At 71.7% G+C, this 18,695-nt stretch carries 17 protein-coding genes; 9 read left to right on the top strand and 8 right to left on the bottom strand.

Annotation, left to right across the window (positions count from 1 at the left end; translation table 11 throughout):
- Positions 1-79: 79 nt before the first annotated feature.
- Positions 80-652, top strand: a complete 573-nt coding sequence (locus ACWV17_RS09550; RefSeq protein WP_455355646.1) for an NADAR family protein — start codon at positions 80-82, stop codon at positions 650-652.
- Between the two features lie 25 nt (positions 653-677).
- On the opposite strand, the gene ACWV17_RS09545 is transcribed toward ACWV17_RS09550, so the two are convergent.
- Complete coding sequence (locus ACWV17_RS09545) at positions 678-1,451, bottom strand: DUF4190 domain-containing protein (RefSeq protein WP_455359288.1); 774 nt, start codon at positions 1,449-1,451, stop codon at positions 678-680.
- A 107-nt stretch (positions 1,452-1,558) separates the two neighbouring features.
- Here ACWV17_RS09545 and ACWV17_RS09540 point away from each other — a divergent pair, with 107 nt between their 5' ends.
- Together ACWV17_RS09540 and ACWV17_RS09535 are read left to right on the top strand one after the other, a co-directional pair.
- Positions 1,559-2,584: an adenosine deaminase gene (locus tag ACWV17_RS09540; RefSeq protein ID WP_455359287.1), complete on the top strand. Its 1,026-nt coding sequence runs from the start codon at positions 1,559-1,561 to the stop codon at positions 2,582-2,584.
- Between the two features lie 11 nt (positions 2,585-2,595).
- Positions 2,596-3,276, top strand: coding sequence for a glycerophosphodiester phosphodiesterase (locus ACWV17_RS09535; RefSeq protein WP_455355643.1), 681 nt, complete (start codon positions 2,596-2,598; stop codon positions 3,274-3,276).
- 86 nt (positions 3,277-3,362) lie between these two features.
- Here ACWV17_RS09535 and ACWV17_RS09530 read toward each other — a convergent pair whose 3' ends face one another.
- On the bottom strand, positions 3,363-4,802 hold the full coding sequence (locus ACWV17_RS09530) for a gamma-aminobutyraldehyde dehydrogenase (protein WP_455359286.1): 1,440 nt from the start codon (positions 4,800-4,802) through the stop codon (positions 3,363-3,365).
- Between the two features lie 163 nt (positions 4,803-4,965).
- Between ACWV17_RS09530 and ACWV17_RS09525 the strand changes: the two genes are divergently transcribed.
- The 6 genes from ACWV17_RS09525 (at position 4,966) to ACWV17_RS09500 (ending at position 11,760) form a co-directional block, all read left to right on the top strand.
- Complete coding sequence (locus tag ACWV17_RS09525; protein ID WP_455355641.1) at positions 4,966-5,469, top strand: Lrp/AsnC family transcriptional regulator; 504 nt, start codon at positions 4,966-4,968, stop codon at positions 5,467-5,469.
- Positions 5,454-6,833: an aspartate aminotransferase family protein gene (locus ACWV17_RS09520; RefSeq protein WP_455355640.1), complete on the top strand. Its 1,380-nt coding sequence runs from the start codon at positions 5,454-5,456 to the stop codon at positions 6,831-6,833. Before ACWV17_RS09525 ends, ACWV17_RS09520 begins: the two co-directional genes overlap by 16 nt.
- Before the next feature lie 315 nt (positions 6,834-7,148).
- On the top strand, positions 7,149-7,877 hold the full coding sequence (locus tag ACWV17_RS09515) for an ABC transporter ATP-binding protein (protein ID WP_455355639.1): 729 nt from the start codon (positions 7,149-7,151) through the stop codon (positions 7,875-7,877).
- On the top strand, positions 7,859-8,983 hold the full coding sequence (locus ACWV17_RS09510; protein WP_455359285.1) for a hypothetical protein: 1,125 nt from the start codon (positions 7,859-7,861) through the stop codon (positions 8,981-8,983). Before ACWV17_RS09515 ends, ACWV17_RS09510 begins: the two co-directional genes overlap by 19 nt.
- Before the next feature lie 605 nt (positions 8,984-9,588).
- On the top strand, positions 9,589-10,683 hold the full coding sequence (locus tag ACWV17_RS09505; RefSeq protein WP_455359284.1) for an LOG family protein: 1,095 nt from the start codon (positions 9,589-9,591) through the stop codon (positions 10,681-10,683).
- Between the two features lie 141 nt (positions 10,684-10,824).
- Positions 10,825-11,760, top strand: coding sequence for a hypothetical protein (locus ACWV17_RS09500; RefSeq protein ID WP_455359283.1), 936 nt, complete (start codon positions 10,825-10,827; stop codon positions 11,758-11,760).
- On the opposite strand, the gene ACWV17_RS09495 is transcribed toward ACWV17_RS09500, so the two are convergent.
- From ACWV17_RS09495 to frr, 6 genes are all read right to left on the bottom strand, one after another.
- A complete protein-coding gene (locus ACWV17_RS09495) occupies positions 11,750-12,796 on the bottom strand; it encodes an ABC transporter ATP-binding protein (protein WP_455359282.1) in 1,047 nt (348 codons plus the stop codon). The two genes, ACWV17_RS09500 and ACWV17_RS09495, sit on opposite strands and share 11 nt — an antisense overlap.
- On the bottom strand, positions 12,796-14,403 hold the full coding sequence (locus ACWV17_RS09490; protein ID WP_455359281.1) for an ABC transporter permease: 1,608 nt from the start codon (positions 14,401-14,403) through the stop codon (positions 12,796-12,798). Before ACWV17_RS09490 ends, ACWV17_RS09495 begins: the two co-directional genes overlap by 1 nt.
- Positions 14,404-14,471: 68 nt before the next feature.
- Positions 14,472-15,563, bottom strand: a complete 1,092-nt coding sequence (locus ACWV17_RS09485) for a thiamine ABC transporter substrate-binding protein (RefSeq protein WP_455359280.1) — start codon at positions 15,561-15,563, stop codon at positions 14,472-14,474.
- 212 nt (positions 15,564-15,775) lie between these two features.
- The gene (rlmN, locus tag ACWV17_RS09480) at positions 15,776-16,882 is read right to left on the bottom strand and encodes a 23S rRNA (adenine(2503)-C(2))-methyltransferase RlmN (protein ID WP_455355633.1); all 1,107 of its coding nucleotides are present in this window, start codon (positions 16,880-16,882) and stop codon (positions 15,776-15,778) included.
- Positions 16,883-16,998: 116 nt separating this feature from the next.
- On the bottom strand, positions 16,999-18,120 hold the full coding sequence (locus ACWV17_RS09475) for a phosphatidate cytidylyltransferase (RefSeq protein ID WP_455355632.1): 1,122 nt from the start codon (positions 18,118-18,120) through the stop codon (positions 16,999-17,001).
- Positions 18,120-18,677, bottom strand: a complete 558-nt coding sequence (frr, locus tag ACWV17_RS09470; protein WP_455355631.1) for a ribosome recycling factor — start codon at positions 18,675-18,677, stop codon at positions 18,120-18,122. The genes ACWV17_RS09475 and frr overlap by 1 nt, the downstream gene beginning before the upstream one ends.
- Positions 18,678-18,695: the final 18 nt, after the last annotated feature.

Genomic DNA, 18,695 nt, shown 5'->3' with positions numbered 1-18,695 from the left:
ACGGATTCGGTCGACCATGTGTCGACCGAACCCGCGAATCCCGTACGAAGTGTCAGTGGCGGCTGCCATGCTCGCGTGTATGACGAAGATCGACGACCTGATCGAGCAGGTCAGCGGGGGTTCACGGATCAAGTATCTGCACTTCTGGGGGCACGCGCCGAGGCGGGACGGGGCGATCGGCGCGAGCTGTCTGAGCCAGTGGTGGCCGTCGCCGTTCACGGTCGACGGCGTGGAGTACGCAACCGCGGAGCACTGGATGATGGCGGCCAAGGCGCGGCTCTTCGGGGACGCGGAGGCGGAGCGCGAGGCGGTGGCCGCGGGCGGTCCGGCCCAGGCGAAGAAGGCCGGGCGGCTGGTGCGCGGGTTCGACGAGAAGATATGGCGGCGCGAGCGGTACGCGATCGTGGTCGCCGGCAGTCTGCACAAGTTCGGAGCGCACGCGGACCTGCGGGAATTCCTGCTGGGCACCGGTGAGCGGGTGCTCGTCGAGGCCAGCCCGCTGGACCGGATCTGGGGCATCGGGCTGGCCGGGGACGACGAGCGTGCGCAGGATCCGGCTCGGTGGCGCGGGCTCAACCTGCTGGGTTTCGCGCTGATGGACGCGCGGGAGCGGCTGCGGGGTGGGGAGGGGGCAGGGGCCGGGCCTGCCTGAGGGCCGCTCGGGGCGGGGGCTGGGGCTACATGGTTGCCGGCGGCCAGGGGGTAGTCGGCCAGGGGGTGCGGTCGGCGGCGTTGTCGACGACCAGCGAGGTGGAGAAGGGGTCCTCCTCGTAGCTGTCCGAGTCCTCGTCGGTGAACGACCCGCCGGAGATCATCAGCGCGAACATGCCCGCGCCCAGGATGATGCCGACGACACCGAGGATGATCCCGGCCAGCGCCTGCCCGGCGTTGGTCGCCTGGCCCCGGCCGGCCCGGGTCCGGCCGATGACCCCGAAGACGACCGCCAGCACGCCGAAGACGACCGCGACGATCGAACTGCAGAAGATGCAGACCGAGATGATGCCGAGCACCAGCGCGGTGACGCCCATGCCGTTCTGCGGCTGCGGCATCATGCCCCAGCCGCCGTGGCCGTATCCGTATCCGGGGTAGCCCTGGTAGCCCGTGCCCGGGTAGTCGGGATAGCCCGGGTAGCCCTGGGGTCCCGGGGTGCCCCCGTACGGAGCGCCCGGACCGCCGGCGGCGGGGTGGCCGGGGTAGCCGTACGGTCCCGGGACGGCCTGCCCCGGCCCGTTCGGCCCCATCGGCGGCGGAGGAACAGCGCCCTGGCCGGTGCCGGTGCCGCCGGCCGGGCCGGCCGCGGGCATCGCGGTGACCGTCGGCTGGTCGTGCACCGGGGGTATCGGCGGCTGCGCACCCGCCGGCGGCTTGTCGAGCGGCACCTTCCGCTCCGGGGGCGCCCAGGGATCCAGCGGCTCGGGTTCCCCCGACGGCGGCCGGGTGTTGTCTGACATGTGCCTCCCCCATCTACGTTCCGTCATGCTAAGGCCTGGCACCGCACCCGACACCGGCCTGCCTACGATGATCCCCGACGACCGCACCGCTGGACCCGGAGGACCCCATGCCCGACCTGCACCCCTTCATCGCGGGACTGCCCAAGGCGGAGCTGCACGTGCACCACGTCGGGTCCGCGTCCCCGCGTATCGTTGCCGAGCTGGCCGCCCGGCACCCGGACTCGAAGGTCCCCACCGACCCGGAGGCGCTGGCGGACTACTTCACCTTCACCGACTTCGCGCACTTCATCGAGGTCTACCTCTCCGTGGTGGACCTCATCCGCACCCCCGAGGACGTCCGGCTGCTGACCTTCGAGGTCGCCCGTGACATGGCCCGGCAGAACATCCGCTATGCCGAGCTGACCATCACGCCGTACAGCTCGACCCGTCGCGGCATCGACGAGCAGGCCTTCATGGACGCCATCGAGGACGCCCGCAAGGCCGCCGAGGCCGAGCTAGGCGTCATCCTGCGCTGGTGCTTCGACATCCCGGGTGAGGCGGGTCTGGAAGCGGCCGAGGAGACGGCCCGGCTCGCGGTGGACCTGCGCCCGGACGGGCTGGTGTCGTTCGGGCTCGGCGGTCCCGAGATCGGCGTACCGCGCCCGCAGTTCAAGCCGTACTTCGACCGCGCGATCGCCGCCGGACTGCACAGCGTCCCGCACGCCGGCGAGACCACGGGGCCGCAGACCATCTGGGACGCCCTGATCGACCTGCGCGCCGAGCGGATCGGCCACGGCACCAGCGCGACGCAGGACCCGAAGCTGCTCGCGCACCTCGCCGAGCAGCGCATCGCGCTGGAGGTCTGCCCGACCTCGAATCTCGCGACCCGCGCGGTCACCGACATCGACGAGCACCCGGTCAAGGAGATGGTCCAGGCGGGCGTACTGGTCACCATCAACAGCGACGACCCGCCGATGTTCGGCTCCGACCTGAACAACGAGTACGCGGTCGCTGCCCGGCTGCTCGGCCTGGACGAGCGGGGACTGGCCCGACTGGCGAAGAACGCGGTCGAGGCCTCGTTCCTGGACCCCGCGGGCAAGGCGAAGCTGGCCGAGGAGATCGACACGTACACGGCCGCCTGGCTCGCGCGGTAGGGCGGCGGCGCATGCGCACCGTCATGGCGGTGGCCCACCGCGGCGACCCGTACCGCGTCCGGGAGAATACCCTGCCCTCGCTCAGTTCGGCGCTGGAGCGGGGCGCGGACGCGGTCGAGATCGACGTACGGGTGACCCGGGACGGCGTGCCGGTGCTGGTGCACGACGCCTCGCTCAAGCGCCTGTGGGGCCACGACCGGCTGCTCGCACACCTGCACGCACACGAGGTGCACGAGCTGTCGCTCGGCGAGATGCCGACGCTGCGGGAGGCGCTGGCCGCCACCACGACGGCCCGGGTCATGATCGACCTTCCGGGCGCCGACGAGGCCGCGGTCCGCACGGTGGTCGGGGTGGTGCGCGAGTGCGGGGCGCGGGACCGCGCGTACTACTGCGCGGGCGCGGCCACCATGCTCAAGGTCCGTGCCGCCGATCCGGGCGCGGAGATCGCCCTGACCTGGACGTCGCTGTGCCCGCCCCGGCCCGTCCTCGTCGACGCGGTCGCGCCGCGCTGGCTCAACTACCGCTTCGGCCTGGTGAGCCGGGAGCTGACGGACCGCGTCCACGCGGACGGCGTGCTGGTCTCCGCCTGGACCGCCGACACCAGGCGCACCATGCGCCGGCTCGTGGACCTGGGCGTCGACTCGATCACGACCAACCGCATCGACGCCCTGCGCGCCGTCCTCACGGGGTGACGCGAACGGGCTGACGCGCACGGGGCGGGCCGTGGACCAGGTGTCCACGGCCCGCCCCGCGGGCTGCATCAGTCGGCCGAGCCGTGTCAGCCGCCGAGCGAGGTCATCACGTGCTTGATGCGCGTGTAGTCCTCGAAGCCGTACGCCGAGAGGTCCTTGCCGTAGCCGGACTTCTTGTAGCCGCCGTGCGGCATCTCCGCGACCAGCGGGATGTGGGTGTTGATCCACACGCAGCCGAAGTCGAGGTTCTTCGACATGCGCATCGCGCGCCCGTGGTCCTTGGTCCACACCGAGGAGGCGAGGGCGTACTCGACGTCGTTCGCCCACTCCAGAGCCTGCGCCTCGTCCGTGAAGGACTGGACGGTGATGACCGGGCCGAAGACCTCGTTCTGGATGATCTCGTCGTCCTGCTTGAGGCCGGAGACGACGGTCGGGGCGTAGAAGTAGCCCTTCTCGCCGACCCGGTGGCCGCCCGACTCCACCTTGGCGTGCGCCGGCAGCCGCTCGATGAACCCGCTGACCTGCTTCAGCTGGTTGGCGTTGTTGAGCGGGCCGAACAGCACGTCCTCGTCATCCGGCTGTCCAGTCTTGGTGTCGGCGGCGGCCTTGGCCAGCGCCGCCACGAACTCGTCGTGGATGGACGCCTGGACGAGGACGCGCGTCGCGGCCGTACAGTCCTGGCCGGCGTTGAAGAAGCCCGCCACCGAGATGTCCTCGACGGCCTTGGCGATGTCGGTGTCCTCGAAGACGACGACCGGCGCCTTGCCGCCCAGCTCCAGGTGGACGCGCTTGACGTCCTTCGCCGCGCTCTCGGCGACCTGCATGCCGGCCCGTACGGAGCCGGTGATGGAGGCCATCGCGGGCACCTCGTGCTCGACCATCGCGCGGCCAGTCTCCCGGTCGCCGCACAGGACGTTGAAGACGCCCTTGGGCAGGATCGAGTCGATGATCTCGGCGATCAGGACGGTCGACGCCGGGGTGGTGTCGGACGGCTTGATCACCACGGTGTTGCCCGCGGCAAGCGCCGGGGCGAACTTCCAGACGGCCATCATCATCGGGTAGTTCCACGGCGCGACCTGCGCGCAGACACCGACCGGCTCGCGCCTGATGATGGACGTCATGCCCTCCATGTACTCGCCGGCCGAGCGGCCTTCGAGCATCCGGGCCGCACCCGCGAAGAAGCGGATCTGGTCCACCATGGGCGGGACCTCTTCGCTCGCGGTGAGGCCGAGCGGCTTGCCGGTGTTCTCCGATTCGGCGGCGACGAGCTCGTCCGCGCGCGCCTCGAAGGCGTCCGCGATCTTGAGCAGGGCCTTCTGCCGGTCGGCGGGCGTGGAGTCGCGCCAGGCCGGGAAGGCGGCCGCGGCCGCCTCCATGGCGGCGTCGACGTCTGCCTGCCCGGAGAGCGGCGACGTGGCGTACACCTCGCCGGTGGCCGGGTTGACCACGTCGATGGTCCGGCCGTCGGCGGCGTCCCGGAACTCCCCGTTGATGTAGTTGCGCAGACGGCGCAGCTCGGTGGTCACTGCCACCCCTCCTGTCAGATGTCCGATGGCTGAGACATCCCACCCTAATCGCTTCGGCGACGCTTTCGACATACCCAACGCCGACGAACTACGGATTCAGTGAGATCTGAACCCCACAACAACGAATTTCATCGGTTCGGGCTTGCGGAACAGACGAGTCCTCGTGCACAGTGAGGTCGTGGTCAGTCGAAGCGCAGATTCCAGGCACAGGTCCGGCTCCCCGTCGATCGATGCTGTCTCCCTGGCGATCATCGAGCAACTGCAGGAGGACGGACGCCGTCCTTACGCCGCGATCGGAAAGGCCGTCGGCCTCTCGGAGGCGGCGGTGCGCCAGCGCGTACAGAAGCTGCTCGACCAGGGCGTCATGCAGATCGTCGCCGTCACCGACCCGCTCACCGTGGGTTTCCGGCGGCAGGCGATGGTCGGCATCAACGTCGAGGGCGATCTGGACTCCGTGGCGGACGCGCTGACGGCCATGGCCGAATGTGAGTACGTGGTGATGACCGCGGGCTCCTTCGACCTCATGGTGGAGATCGTCTGCGAGGACGACGACCACCTGCTCGAAGTGATCAACAAACGGATCCGCTCGCTCCCCGGCGTGCGCTCCACCGAGAGCTTCGTCTACCTGAAGCTGAAGAAGCAGACCTATATGTGGGGAACCCGATAGCCGTGAGCAAGGACCTCTCCAAGACCGCGTACGACCACCTGTGGATGCACTTCACCCGCATGTCGTCATACGAGAACGCACCCGTGCCCACCATCGTGCGTGGCGAGGGCACCTACATCTACGACGACAAGGGCAAGCGCTACCTCGACGGCCTCTCCGGCCTGTTCGTGGTCAACGCCGGCCACGGCCGCCACGAGCTGGCCGAGACCGCCTACAAGCAGGCTCAGGAACTCGCCTTCTTCCCGGTGTGGTCGTACGCCCACCCGAAGGCCGTCGAACTGGCCGAGCGGCTCGCGCAGCACGCCCCGGGCGACCTGAACAAGGTCTTCTTCACCACCGGTGGTGGTGAAGCGGTGGAGACCGCCTGGAAGCTGGCCAAGCAGTACTTCAAGCTCCAGGGCAAGCCCACCAAGTACAAGGTCATCTCGCGCGCCGTCGCCTACCACGGCACCCCGCAGGGCGCCCTGTCGATCACCGGCCTGCCCGCCCTCAAGGCACCCTTCGAGCCGCTGGTCCCCGGCGCGCACAAGGTGCCGAACACCAACATCTACCGCGCGCCGATCCACGGCGACGACCCGGAGGCCTTCGGCCGCTGGGCCGCCGACCAGATCGAGCAGCAGATCCTCTTCGAGGGCCCCGAGACGGTCGCGGCCGTCTTCCTCGAGCCGGTGCAGAACGCCGGCGGCTGCTTCCCGCCGCCGCCCGGGTACTTCCAGCGGGTCCGTGAGATCTGCGACCAGTACGACGTGCTGCTCGTCTCGGACGAGGTCATCTGTGCCTTCGGCCGTCTCGGCACGATGTTCGCCTGCGACAAGTTCGGTTACGTACCGGACATGATCACCTGCGCCAAGGGCATGACCTCGGGCTACTCCCCGATCGGCGCGTGCATCATCTCCGACCGCCTCGCCGAGCCGTTCTACAAGGGCGACAACACCTTCCTGCACGGCTACACCTTCGGCGGCCACCCGGTGTCCGCGGCGGTGGGCCTGGCCAACCTCGACATCTTCGAGAAGGAAGGCCTCAACCAGCACGTCCTCGACAACGAAGGCGCGTTCCTCTCCACGCTGCAGAAGCTGCACGACCTGCCGATCGTCGGCGACGTCCGAGGCAACGGCTTCTTCTACGGCATCGAGCTGGTGAAGGACAAGGCCACCAAGGAGACCTTCACCGACGAGGAGACCGAGCGCGTGCTCTACGGCTTCCTCTCGAAGGCGTTGTACGACGCCGGTCTGTACTGCCGCGCCGACGACCGCGGTGACCCGGTCGTCCAGCTGGCCCCGCCGCTGATCTCCAACCAGGAGACCTTCGACGAGATCGAGGGCATCCTGCGCGGCGTCCTCACGGAGGCCTGGGCGAAGCTCTAGTTCTTCCGGGGTCCCATGCTCCAGTCCTCCCGGGGTCCCACGGAGGCCCCAGGAGGCCTGGCAAGACCCTGACCGGTCCTGTACCGGCCAGGACTCCGGCGGCAACCCTCACCGCCGTCGGACCACACGGCCCGGATGCGCCCGTTCGAGTGAGAACGAGCGCGTCCGGGCCGTGTGCTGTCCGGCCTCCGGAGGTTCGGATCCTTACGGTGCCTTCACGGCCCAGTGACCGACCGGCTTCGGCATCGTTCCCCCGTACGGGGGAACCGGGCGAACAGCCCGATCCGAAGTCTCATCCGAACCGAGGTGTACGCCATGGTGGCCCCGCCGGACAACGATGTGCTCTGGGCGCGCTCCCTGCACTGCTCCCACAGCGGCTCGCCCGCGCTGACCGGCGTCTCGCTCGGTGTCCGCGAGGGCGAGATCCTCGCGGTCCACGGCCCGCGCGGCTGCGGCAAGACCACCCTCCTGCGGTGCCTTTCCGGGCAGCTCGTGCCCCAGCAGGGCGAGGTGTGGTTCAACAGCACGCCCGTCCACACCATGGGCCCGGCGCTGCGGGAGCGGCTGCGCCGCGAGCGCTTCGGCTGGATCGGCCCCGAGCCCCGGCTCGTACCGGAACTCACCGTCTGGGAGAACGCGGCCCTCCCGCTGCTCCTGCGCGGCGCCACGCCGCGGACCGCCAGGACCGCGGCCACGGAATGGCTGGAACGCCTCGACATCGGGGCCATCGCCCGCAAACGCCCGCACGCCGTCCCGCAGGCCCAGCGACAGCGGGTCGCCGTCGTCCGCGCCCTGGTCACCATGCCGGCGGTGCTGTTCGCCGACGAGCCCACCGCGCCGCTGCACCGCGCCGACGCCGCGCAGGTGCTGCGCACCCTGACCACCGCGGCCCGCTCGCACGGCATCACCGTGCTCCTCGCCACGCACGACGCGGAGGTGGCGGCGCTCGCCGACCGGGCGGTGTCCCTGCTCGACGGCCGCCGCCTGGGCACCGGCCTGTCCGCCGAGCCGGAGGGCCGTACCGCGTGCTCGCTCTCCGCCTAGCCCGCGGCTCGCACCCGCTGGTCCAGCTCCGCCGGCTGATGGTGGCCGCCGCGTCGGCGGGGGTCGGATTCCTGCTGCTGTGCACCCTGGGCACCGCGATGGCCCAGCCGGCGGGCTCGCTGCTGCGACTGCTGTGGTGCGCGGTGCCGCTGGCCGCGACGGTGCACCTCGCCGTCGCCGTGGCCCGTACGGACCCCACTACCCGCCCCCGGGCCGGGCTCTCCGCGATCGGCCTCGGCCCGGCCCGCCTCAGCGCGGTGGCCGCGGCCTCGGCCGCCGTCTCCTGCACGCTCGGCAGCATGGTGGCGCTGCTCGTCTTCCTCCATCTGCGCGGCGACCTCAGCGGCCTCCCCTTCGACGGCGCGGCGGCCGAACTCCTGGCGGCGCACCACCCGCTGCCGCTGGCCGCGGCCCTCACCCTGCTGAGCCTGGCGCCGCTGTGCGCGGCGACGGCCAGTGCGCTCGCGCTCCGGCCGCGTCGCGTACGACCGACGGAACCGGAGGACCCCGAGGCCGGCCCCGCGCAGCCGGACGGCCTGCCCTGGGGCGTCGCACTGGTCGCGGCGGGGCTGGCGGTGGAGGCGTACGCAAGCCAGGGCGCCGGGCTCGACGGCGGCCCGGCGTGGGTCCTGGCCGGCTGGGCGCTCACGGCGGTCGGCCTGGCGCTGGCCGGCCCCGGCCTCACGTACCTCTGCGGCCGGCTGCTGCAGTCGGCCCGGCCGGGCGCGCTGCGGCTGCTGGCGGGCCGCGCCCTCCAGCAGGAGGCCGGCCGCATCGGCCGGCCGCTGGGGGTGCTGTGCGCGGTGGTGTCCGGCGTGATCGCGCTGACCACCCTGCACACCGCGGGCGCCGGCCCGGCCCTCTTCGGCCCGCTCACGGGCCTGGGCGCGGCCCTGGTCCTGGGCTGCGCCACGGCGACCCTGCTGACGTCGGCCCTGGAGGCGAGGCACGCGCGCGCGGAGACGACGGAGACGCTGCTGCGCCTGGGCACCCCGCCGAAACTCCTCCGCGGAGCGGCCACCCTCCGAGCGGCGGCCGTGCTGGCGCTGTTCACCCCGGTGACCTGGACGATCGCCCACCTGGCGGCCCTCCCCCTGACCCCCTGATCGCCTCGTACCGCCCCGCTCAAGCGCCAACCGCCAGCCGGCCCCCACGCAGCGTCCCCGCCCCCGGCACCCAACCCCCGGCCGCGGTACGGGGCCCACTACGCGCCGCTGGAGCGGGCGCTCCAGCCCCCAACCCCCGGCAGTCCGCACCGCGAAGCGCACGCGGCCACGGCGCCCAACCCCGGCCACGACACAAGCGGGCCCCACCACGCGCCGCTGAAGCGGGCGCGGCTCAGCGCCCAACCCCCGGCAGTTCGCGCCGCGAAGCGGGCGCGGCCACGGCGCCCAGCCCCCGGCCGCGATACAAGCGGGGCCCACCACGCGCCGCTCAGGGGGCGCGGCTCCAGCGCCTGAGCCCCGGCGGTCCGCGCCGCGAAGCGGGCGCGGCCCCGCGACAAGCCCCGCCCACTCTGTGCAGCGACCGCGGGGCGCGGCGCACACCGGGGCCCAATTCGCGCCGCGAAGCGGGCGCGCAGCGGGCGCCGCAGGCGCTCCGCTTCCGGGGGCCGGGGGCGGGCCCCCGGTTTCGGGAAGGGGCGGGGCTGGGGAACGCCCCCCGCGACCCGCCCGCCGGGCCGGGCGCCGTGCGCGGCTATCGTTGCCGCGTGGCCACCGAAGACTTCGAGATCGAGACCCTGGCCGAGTTCGACCAGGTCGCCGCCCGCGGCTCACTCGGCGGATACCGCGTCCAGTCCGTCGACCTGACCGGGCGCACCTTCGCCCTGCTCGCCGCCGACACCGCGAGCGCCGTCTTCCTCGGCTGCACCATGGAGCCCGACGCCGCCGCCAAGGTGCGCGCGGACGGGGCGCTGGTCTTCCCGCCCGTCCCGGACCTGCCGTTCAACCCGTACCGGGGCCTGCTCTACACCGCGGACGAGCTGTTCACCGGTCTCGCGACCGGCTACGAGGGCACGCCCGACGCCCACACGTACGCCTGGTTCCAGCGTGCCAAGTCCGACGGCGACGTCTTCTCCTCGATGCTCCGGGCCATCCACGACGACGCGATATCCGACGCGCTCGACGAACGGCTCGCCGGCACCCGCGTGGTGGGCGTGATGGGCGGGCACGCCATGGCCCGCGGCACCGACGAGTACGCCGGCGCCGCCCGCCTCGCCCGCGAGCTGGCCCGCGGCGGCCTGACGATCGCCACCGGCGGCGGCCCGGGCGCGATGGAGGCCGCCAACCTCGGCGCGTACACCGCGCCGTTCGAGGACGACGTCCTGACCGAGGCGCTGGAGCTGCTCGCCAAGGCGCCGTCCTTCGTCCCGTCCGTCACCGACTGGGCGCAGGCCGCCTTCGAGGTCCGCGCCCGCCGGCCGGGCGGCGGCGACTCCATCGGCATCCCCACCTGGTTCTACGGGCACGAGCCGCCGAACGCCTTCGCCGGTCACATCGCCAAGTACTTCGCGAACGCCACCCGCGAGGACGGCCTGCTCGCCCGCTGCAACGCCGGTGTGATTTTCCTCCCGGGCGCGGCCGGCACGCTCCAGGAGATCTTCGACAACGCCACGCCGAACTACTACGAGTCGCGCGGCGAGCCGACCCCGATGGTGCTGGTGAACCGCGCGCACTGGACCGAGCGGCTGCCCGCCTGGCCGCTGCTGCGGTCCCTGTCCCAGGGGCGGTCCATGGAGTCGCGGATCGCACTGGTCGACAGCGTCACGGAGGTCCCGGCCGCGCTCGCCGCCCTGTCCGGCTGAGCACTGTCCGGTTGAGCACTGTCGCACTGTCCGGTTGAGCACTGTCCGGCCGTAGAAGCAACGTCCGTGCCGAAACGCACGTCTGGCAGTCGGAGCGGTCCCCCCACCCGCCCGACCGACCACACGTGAACGGAGCTCCCGGTGCTCATCGGCCTTCTGACCGCTGTCGCGGCCTCGATCTGTTACGGCACGGGCTCCGTGCTGCAAGCCGTGGGTTCCCGGAAGTCCGCCCGCCGCGAGGCGGCGGCCGGCGGCCTCACGCAGCACGGCGGACCCAGCCTCTCCTCCACCGCCAAGGCGGCGATGACCTGGGAGTTCATCGTCGGCACGATTCTGGACTTCATCGGGTTCGGCCTCGGCGCACTGGCGGCCCGGCTGCTGCCCCTCTTCCTCTCCCAGACCGTCATCAGCGCCAACCTGGTGATCACGGCGGTGCTGAGCGTCAAACTGCTCGGCATCTCCCTGACCCGCAGGGAGTGGACGTCGATCGGTGTCGTCTGCTCCGCGCTGGTGCTGCTGGCCACCGCCGCCGGCCCGGAGGGCAGCGGCCACACCCCGCTCGCCACCCACTGGTGGCTGCTGGCGGTGTCGGTGCTGCTGATGGTGGGCGGCACGGTGGCCGTACGGCTCCTCGGCGGGCGCGCCGCGATCCTGGCCGGCCTCCTGTCCGGCCTGGGCTTCGGCGCGCTGGGCGTCGGGGTCCGCGTACTGAACGGCATCGATCCGTTCGACCCCGGCGCTCTGCTCGCCGACCCCGCCCTCTACGCGATCCTGGTGGCCGGCATCGGCGGCATGTACCTGCACACGGTCGCCCTGCAGATCGGCTCGGTGAACGGCGCCACCGCGGCACTGGTGGTCGGCGAGACCGTCCTGCCGGGCATGGTCGGCGTCTGGTGGCTGGGCGACGCCTCCCGCCCGGGATTCGCCTGGCTGGCGGTCACCGGGTTCGTCCTGGCCGTGGCGGGCGCGGTCGCGGTGGCCTGGTTCGGCGCGCCGGAGGGCGGCGACACCGTAACGGACACAGCGCCTGATCCCACCGAACCCCGCCCCGAGCCGCAGGAGTTGCTCACCCGCTGAGGCCGTCCCGCAGGACGACCACGTCCCCGGCGTCGAAGGCGACCCCCACCACCGCGCCCACCTCGGGCGCGTCCCGCAGCGAGCACTCCGCCTCGATGACGGGCGCGCCCTCCGGCCGCAGGAGTACGGCGACATGGCTGCCCCGGAAGGTCCGCGCCTCCACCTCGCAGCGCAGGCCGTCCGCCGCCGGGACCAGCCGGACCCCCGCCGGGCGGACCAGCAGCCGGCAGTCGCCCTCGGGCGATCCGTCCGGCACCGGGACCTTGCCCCAGGGGGTGTCGGCGGCCGCCCCGCTCACGGTCGCGCCGACGATGTTGTCGAAACCGAGGAAGCGGGCCACGAACTCGGTCGCGGGCCGCTGCCACACCTCCAGCGGCGCGCCCGCCTGGGCGATGCGGCCGTCCTGCATGACGACGACCCGGTCGGCGAGCGCGAAGGCCTCGCCCTGGTCGTGGGTGACGGCCAGCACGGTCGTACCCAACCGGCCGAAGAGCTGCCGCAGTTCGACGACGAGGCGTTCACGCAGGCCACGGTCGAGCTGCCCGAGCGGCTCGTCGAGCATCAGCAGCTTCGGCTGCGGCGCGAGGGCGCGCGCCAGCGCGACGCGCTGCTGCTCACCGCCGGACAGCGAGGCCACGGCCCGCCGCTGGGCGCCGGGCAGGCCGACGAGGTCGAGCAACTCGTCCACCCGGCGCGCCTGTCCGGCCCGGTTCTCGCCGTGCATGCGCAGCCCGAAGGCCACGTTGGAGCCGACGTCCCGCTGCGGGAACAGCTGATGGTCCTGGAACATCATCCCGACGCCCCGGCGGTGCACCGGCACCGACGTCTGGTCGGCGCCGGCCAGCAGCACCCGCCCGGACGCGTCCTGAAGCCCGGCGACGACCCGCAGCAGGGTGGACTTGCCGCTGCCGCTCGGCCCGAGCACGCACACGATCTCGTGCTCCGCGACCTCCAGGTCGACCGCGTCGAGCACCGCCCGCTCGCCGAACCGTACGGTCACCGAGTCCAGCCGCAGCAGCGCGCCGGCATCAGCCATCAGAACTCCCCCGAGCCTTGGGTGCGGATACGTTCCAGCGCCAGCAGCGCCGCGGCGCAGACCAGCATCAGAATCGTGCTGAGGGCCATCGCCTGCCCGTAGTTGAGCTCACCCGCCCGCCCCAGCAGCCGCGCCACCGCGACCGGCAGCGTCGGGTTGTCGGGCCGGGCGATGAAGACGGTCGCCCCGAACTCCCCCAGGGACACGGCGAAGGCGAACCCGGCGGCGATCAGCACCGCCCGGCGTACCAGCGGCAGATCGACCTCCCGCCAGACCCGGAGCGGGGAGGCCCCGAGGACCGCCGCCGCCTCGCGCAGCCGCTCGTCCACCGCGCGCAGTACGGGCAGCATCGTCCGTACGACGAAGGGCACACCGACCAGCGCCTGGGCCAGCGGCACCAGGATCCACGAGGTACGCAGGTCCAGCGGCGGCTCGTCGAGGGTGATCAGGAAGCCGAAGCCGACCGTCACCGCGGAGACGCCGAGCGGCAGCATCAGCAGCGCGTCGAAGCCGCGCACGAACCGCCCCGCGCGCCGGGTCAGCGCGGCGGCGGCGAGCCCCCCGACGACCAGGGCGATGACGGTGGCCACCAGGGCGTACCGCAGTGAGTTCCCGACCGCCGCCAGCGGGGGCACCAGGAAGGTGCCGCCGTCCGCCGACCGCAGGGCCCGGTAGAAGGCGAAGCCGTACCCGTCCGGCCCGGCGAGCGAGCGCTCGACCAGCACGCCGAGCGGCAGCAGGATCAGCAGCAGCACGGTGGCGAGGACGCCGCCGAGCAGCGCCCACTGGGCCGCGCCGCGCGGCCGGCGCGCGGTCTGCGCCGGGTCCACCAGCTTCAGCGCGCTCTCCCGCCGGCGGACGGTCCACGCGTGTACGGCGAGGATCGCGCCGACCGCGGCGAACTGCACCAGTGTCAGTACGGCGGCGGTGGACAGGTCGAGCAGCTGCGCGGTCTGCCGGTAGATCTCCACCTCCACGGTGGAGAACGCCGGGCCGCCCAGGATCTGGACGACACCGAAGGAGGTGAAGGTGAAGAGGAAGACCATGAGCGCGGCGGCGGCCACGGCGGGGCCGAGCGCGGGCAGCGTGACCCTGCGCCAGGCGGCGAACCGGCCGGCGCCGAGCACCCGGGCGGCCTCTTCCTGGCGCGGGTCGAGCTGCGACCAGAGCCCGCCGACCGTGCGGACCACCACGGCGTAGTTGAAGAAGACGTGCGCCAGCAGAATCGCCCACACCGTGGTGTCGAGCCGTACGCCCCACGTCGCGTCGAGCAGCCCGCCGCGCCCCAGCAGGGCGAGGAAGGCGGTCCCGACCACGACCGTCGGCAGGACGAACGGCACGGTGACCACCGCACGCAGCAGCTGTCTGCCGGGGAAGTCGAACCGTGCGAAGACGTACGCGCCGGGCAGCGCGATCAGCAGGGTCAGCGCGGTCGACGCGAGCGCCTGCCAGGCGGTGAACCACAGCACCTGGACGATGTCCGGCTCGCTCAGCACCTCGACGGTCCGCCCGAACCGCCAGACGCCGTCGGCCTTGAGGCCGCGGGCCACGATGGCGGTCACGGGGTAGGCGAAGAAGACCGCGAAGAACGCGACGGGCACGGCCATCAGGCCGAGCCGCGCCGCGCCCCCGCGACCGCGCCGGGCCTTCGCGGGCCCGGCCGGCTGCGTCTTCGTTACTTCAGGACGAGCGAGGACCATGACTTGACCCACTGCTCACGGTTCTCGGCGATCTTCTCCGGAGCGACGGTCTCGGGCTTGTCGATCACCACGCCGTGCTGGGTGAACAGCTCGGGCAGCTGCACGTCCTCGACCACGGGGTTCACGAACATGTTCAGCGGCATGTCCTCCTGGAACGTCTTGCTCAGCAGGAAGTCCAGCAGCGCCTTGCCGCCCGCCTCGTTCTTCGCGCCGTCCAGCAGGCCGGCGAACTCCGTCTGCCGGAAGCAGGTGCCGGTGGAGACGCCGGTCGGGGCTTCCTTCGGCTGCGGCTCGGAGTAGAGGACCTCGACCGGCGGGCTGGAGGCGTAGGAGACGACGAGCGGGCGGTCGCCCTTGGCCTTCTTGCCGCCGGCGGAGCCGGAGAAGCGCTCGTTGTACGCCTGCTCCCAGCCGTCGACGACCTCGACGCCGTTGGCCTTCAGCTTCTTCCAGTAGTCCTGCCAGCCCTCGTCCCCGTACTCGGCGGTGGTGGCGAGCAGGAATCCGAGGCCGGGCGAGGAGGTCGCGGCGTTCTCGGTGACGAGGAGGTTCTTGTACGCGGGCTTGATCAGGTCGTCGAAGGTCTGCGGGGGGCTGAGCTTCTTGTCGGCGAAGTACTTCTTGTCGTAGTTGACGCAGATGTCGCCGGTGTCGACGGGGGTGACGCGGTGCTTGTCCCGGTCGAGCTGGAGCTCGGGAGCGACCCGGTCCAGGCCCTTGGCCTCGTACGGGGTGAAGATGCCGTTGTCGAGGGCGCGCGAGAGCAGAGTGTTGTCGACGCCGAAGAAGACGTCGCCGCGCGGGGAGCCCTTGGTCAGGATCTCCTGGTTGAGGGCGGCGCCCGCGTCGCCGCTCTTCAGCACCTTGACCGTGTAGCCCGTCTGCTGGGTGAACTCCTTCATCACGTTCTTGGAAGCGAGGAAGGAGTCGTGGGTGACCAGGGTGACGGTCTTGGACTGCGAACCGCCGTCCGTGCCGGAGTCCTTCGACTCCCCGCAGGCGGCAAGCGTCGAGACGCCGACAGCGGCGGCTACGGCGGTGACCGCCAGCTTCTTGGTGGTGCTCACTGAGATTCCTCCTGGAGTGACCAGGAAGAGACGCGGCCCCGCTCACGAAGTGAGCAGGGCGCAACAGCTTGAGTGATGACCGAACTTCCTACCCAGAATGACCTGGGCAAGGTTCAGAGGGTCTGCGACCGCTGTGCCGTCTCCCGGCACGTTGTCGCACTCTCAGCGCTGTGGCGCTCCCCTGTCGGAATATGCGAATGTCCGAGCCCAGACTACCGCTCCGCCGCCGCGAGCTGTCCGCACGCTCCGTCGATCTCCTGGCCACGGGTGTCCCGTACGGTCACGGGCACCCCGTGGGCCGCGATGGCCTCGACGAACGCCTTCTCGTCCTCGGGACGGGACGCGGTCCACTTCGACCCGGGCGTCGGGTTCAGCGGGATGAGGTTCACATGGACCCGCTTGCCCTTGAGCAGCCGGCCGAGCAGGTCGCCCCGCCACGCCTGGTCGTTGATGTCGCGGATCAGGGCGTACTCGATGGAGATACGGCGCCCGGACTTCTCCGCGTACTCCCACGCGGCGTCGAGCACCTCTCGTACCTTCCACCGCGTGTTCACCGGCACCAGGGTGTCGCGCAGTTCGTCGTCCGGGGCGTGCAGCGAGACGGCGAGACGGCACTTGAAGCCCTCGTCGGCGAAGCGCAGCATCGCCGGCACCAGGCCCACGGTCGAGACGGTGATGCCGCGCTGCGACAGGCCCAGGCCGTCCGGCTCCGGGTCGGTCAGCCGGCGGACGGCACCCACGACCCGCTTGTAGTTGGCGAGCGGCTCGCCCATGCCCATGAAGACGATGTTGGACAGGCGCGCCGGGCCTCCCGGAACCTCGCCGTCACGCAGGGCGCGCATCCCGTCCACGATCTGGTGCACGATCTCGGCGGTGGACAGGTTGCGGTCCAGGCCCGCCTGTCCCGTGGCGCAGAACGGGCAGTTCATGCCGCAGCCGGCCTGCGAGGAGATGCACATCGTGACGCGGTCCGGGTAGCGCATCAGGACCGACTCGACGAGCGTGCCGTCGTGCAGCTTCCAGAGGGTCTTGCGGGTGGTGTCGTTGTCACAGCTGATGTGCCGCACCACGTTCATCAGGTCCGGCAGCAGCTCGCTCTGGAGCCTGCCCCGCGCGGCGGCGGGGATGTCGGTCCACTCGGCCGGGTCGTGCGCGTACCGCGCGAAGTAGTGCTGCGACAGCTGCTTGGCACGGAACGGCTTCTCGCCGATCGCGGCCACGGCTTCGCGGCGCTCGGCGGGCGTGAGGTCGGCGAGGTGCCGCGGGGGCTTCTTGGCCCCGCGCGGCGCGACGAAAGTCAGTTCTCCAGGTACAGGCATGGTTCACCCAGTGTCGCAGATGGGCGCGGCCCCGGATTCCAGTGACGGCGGTCACGCGCACCGCCGCGGGCGCCCCCCGTCGCGCCTCCCGGCCCCCGGGTCACGGAGAACGTGGGTCAGCCGGCCCCCACGAACGCCACCAGCAGCAGCCAGACCACCGGAGCCGTCGGCAGCAGCGAGTCCAGCCGGTCCATGATGCCGCCGTGGCCCGGCAGCAGGGTGCCCATGTCCTTGATGCCCAGGTCACGCTTGATCATCGACTCGCCCAGGTCGCCGAGGGTCGCGCTGACCGCGACGGCGAGGCCGAGCACCAGCCCCTGCCACCAGGTGCCGCCGTCGATCGAGAACTCCATGCACAGCGCGCCGGCCCCCATGGCGAAGGCCATCCCGCCGAAGAGCCCCTCACGGGTCTTGCCGGGGCTGATTCGCGGCGCCAGCTTGTGCCGGCCGAAGCGCCAGCCCACCGCGTACGCCCCGGTGTCGCTGGCCACCGTCAGCAGCAGGAAGGTGAACACCCGCCACGAGCCGTCCTCGGCGGTCAGCATCAGTGCGACGAAGGTGGCCAGGAACGGCACGTAGAACGCCGCGAAGACACCGGCCGTGACGTCCTTGAGGTAACCCTCGGGAGGTTCGGTCATCCGCCAGACCAGCACGGCGAGCGCCGTGAGCGCCATGGCGACCCAGGCTCCCTCCGCGCCGCGCACATAGCCGGCCACGACCATCGCCGCGCCGCCGACGGCCAGCGGCACGAGCGGGGCCTTGATGCCCCTCTTCTCGTCCAGCCGGGACGTCAGCTCCCACAGGCCGACGACCACCGCGGCCGCTATCACGCCCACGAAGACGGCCTTCACGATGAAGAGCGACGCGATGATCACCGCGGCGAGGCCGAGGCCCACCCCTATGGCGGCACGCAGGTCACGGCCCGCGCGCTTCCTCGGGGGTGGCTGCGGGGCCGGCGTCGGGCTGGGCATGGGCTCCTGCGGCATCTCTTCACCGAACAGGGGACCGCCCAGCTGGGCGGACCCCCGGTCGCGTACGTCGTGGTGGGCGGATTGTCTGCCTGCGTCGTTCCCCCCTGTGCCGGGCACGACTATGCCGGGCACGACGGGCATGGGCCGAGTCTGCTGGACCTCATGCGCATCGTATGCGGGACCCGCCGGGGCGGGCCCCTGGTCGGACGGCAGCCCCCCGCCGACGTAACCGGCGCTCGGCGGGGCCCCCCAGGAAGAGTCGTTCATCAGACCTCGAGCAGCTCGGCTTCCTTGTGCTTGAGCAGCTCGTCCACCTGCGCGACGTACTTCGCGGTGGTGTCGTCGAGCTCCTTCTCCGCACGGCGCACCTCGTCCTCGCCGGACTCCTTGTCCTTGACGAGCTTGTCGAGGGCTTCCTTCGCCTTGCGGCGGACGGAGCGGATCGAGATCTTCGCGTCCTCGGCCTTGTTCTTCGCGACCTTGATGTAGTCGCGGCGGCGCTCCTCGGTCAGCTCCGGGAAGTTGACCCGGATGATGCGCCCGTCGTTGCTCGGGTTGACGCCGAGGTCGGAGTCGCGGATCGCCTGCTCGATGTTGCGCAGCGCGCTCGCGTCGAAGGGGGTCACCACGGCCATGCGCGGCTCGGGGACCGCGAACGAGGCCAGCTGGTTGATCGGCGTCAGCGCACCGTAGTAGTCCGCCACGATCTTGTTGAACATCGCCGGGTGCGCACGCCCGGTGCGGATCGCGGCGAAGTCCTCCTTGGCGACCACGACGGCCTTCTCCATTTTCTCCTCGGCCTCGAGGAGGATTTCTTCGATCACCACTAGCTCCTGCATGTC

The sequence above is a fragment of the Streptomyces mabaensis genome (assembly GCF_053763515.1).
Note: the sequence above shows the minus strand (reverse complement) of the source record. Positions and strands in the feature narration are given on the sequence as shown.

Bases quoted from the DNA above. Each gene is read 5' to 3' on its own strand.
- ACWV17_RS09540 (WP_455359287.1), top strand. From the start codon at position 1,559: ATGCCCGACCTGCACCCCTTCATCGCGGGACTGCCCAAGGCGGAGCTG.
- ACWV17_RS09490 (WP_455359281.1), bottom strand. From the start codon at position 14,403: ATGGCCGTGCCCGTCGCGTTCTTCGCGGTCTTCTTCGCCTACCCCGTG.
- ACWV17_RS09535 (WP_455355643.1), top strand. From the start codon at position 2,596: ATGCGCACCGTCATGGCGGTGGCCCACCGCGGCGACCCGTACCGCGTC.
- ACWV17_RS09475 (WP_455355632.1), bottom strand. From the start codon at position 18,120: ATGAACGACTCTTCCTGGGGGGCCCCGCCGAGCGCCGGTTACGTCGGC.
- ACWV17_RS09515 (WP_455355639.1), top strand. From the start codon at position 7,149: ATGGTGGCCCCGCCGGACAACGATGTGCTCTGGGCGCGCTCCCTGCAC.
- ACWV17_RS09550 (WP_455355646.1), top strand. From the start codon at position 80: ATGACGAAGATCGACGACCTGATCGAGCAGGTCAGCGGGGGTTCACGG.
- ACWV17_RS09495 (WP_455359282.1), bottom strand. From the start codon at position 12,796: ATGGCTGATGCCGGCGCGCTGCTGCGGCTGGACTCGGTGACCGTACGG.
- ACWV17_RS09545 (WP_455359288.1), bottom strand. From the start codon at position 1,451: ATGTCAGACAACACCCGGCCGCCGTCGGGGGAACCCGAGCCGCTGGAT.
- rlmN (WP_455355633.1), bottom strand. From the start codon at position 16,882: ATGCCTGTACCTGGAGAACTGACTTTCGTCGCGCCGCGCGGGGCCAAG.